Genomic DNA, 1,277 nt, shown 5'->3' on the forward strand with positions numbered 1-1,277 from the left:
GCGAGGTAGAGGTCGGGGGCGGGGGCGTCGGCCGGGCCCGGGAGGCGGGCGATGCGGATGAGGAGCGCGCCGAGGAGTTGGCGCAGCAGGGCGCTCGTCAGGTCGGTGGAGGACGTGGCGGTGCGGAGTGCCGTGTACTCCGCTTCGAGTTCGGCCGCCGCCCGGTCGAACGCGCCGAAGTCGGCGGGCGGCAACTGCCGCGCGACCGGGCCGAAGCCGTCGAGCGTCGGGTGCGTCGCGGGCAACGGCGGTGGGAAGTCGGCCGTGAAGAGGAGCAGGACGGCGTCGAGGCCCGCCGGGCGCCCGTCGGCTCCGGTCGGGAGACGCTGCACCTGGCCGGGGCGCAGGTGCAGGAGTGTGCCGCGCGTGCACGGGTGGTGGACGAAATCGACCATCGCCGTGCCCTCGCCGCCGCGCACGAGCATCAGCTGGTGGAAGTCGAGGCGGCTCGGCCGGCGGGCGACGGAGTTCTTGAGGCGCCGCTTCAGCGTGTCGAAGGTCAGCACCTCGATCCCGGGGTGGGCGGGGTCGGGGTTGTCGTAGGCGATCTCGATGACGTCGTCGGGCTGTCCATTTTCGACCATGGTGAGTCCCGACTCTACCTCGTCGGGGAGGCGGTTCCGGCGGGATCGTGGAGGCACGGCGGCCGAGGGCCGTCACCTTCACCAGCACCTTCACCGCACAGAGAAGTGAGGACCTTTCACCATGTCCGCCACCGTCATCACCGACCCCGCCCAGCTGCCGATCGCGTTCGAGCACGCGCTGAACGCCGGCGACGTCGACACCGTCCTGACGCTCTTCGCCCCCGACGCGGCCATGCGCACGGTGGCCGGCGAGTTCATCACGGGCGCCGAGGCGCTGCGCGCGGAGTTCGGCGGCACCGTCGCCGCCCGCGGCAAGCTGACGAACGCGCAGCGACACACGTTCGTCGGCGCGGGGACCGCGTTGCTGGTCAACGACTGGACCCTGGAGATCGACACCCCCGACGGCGAACGGATCGCCCGGACCGGCACCACGGCCAACATCGCCCGCCAGGACCCGTACGCCGGCACCTGGGCGTTCGCCGTCCTCAACCCGCTCGGCACCGCCTGAGGCTCAGGGCGTGTCTCATCAACTCCCGTCTGCGGGAATTGTCAGACACGCCCTACTCCTCCACGCCCACGGCCTCGTTGAGGGTGTGCACGCGGTCGGCGGCTGCCGGGTCGGCGCCGATCTCCGGGGCCCGGGCGATCAGCAGGTCCAGGAGCGCGAGCGCCGAGGCCCGTTCGCGCTGCGAG

At 72.4% G+C, this 1,277-nt stretch carries 1 protein-coding gene and 1 pseudogene; one reads left to right on the plus strand and one right to left on the minus strand.

Annotation, left to right across the window (positions count from 1 at the left end; translation table 11 throughout):
* Window positions 1-584, minus strand: a pseudogene (locus AB0O00_RS40025) (hypothetical protein); the annotation flags it as partial.
* 121 nt (window positions 585-705) lie between these two features.
* On the opposite strand from AB0O00_RS40025, the gene AB0O00_RS40030 reads away from it, so the two are divergent.
* Window positions 706-1,092: a nuclear transport factor 2 family protein gene (locus AB0O00_RS40030; RefSeq protein ID WP_363659589.1), complete on the plus strand. Its 387-nt coding sequence runs from the start codon at window positions 706-708 to the stop codon at window positions 1,090-1,092.
* Window positions 1,093-1,277 lie beyond the last annotated feature (185 nt).

Origin of the sequence: Kitasatospora sp. NPDC093558 (assembly GCF_040683475.1) — a bacterium.
GTDB lineage: Bacteria > Actinomycetota > Actinomycetes > Streptomycetales > Streptomycetaceae > Kitasatospora.

Coding starts and splice junctions, on each gene's coding strand:
- AB0O00_RS40030 (WP_363659589.1), top strand. CDS start 706: ATGTCCGCCACCGTCATCACCGACCCCGCCCAGCTGCCGATCGCGTTC.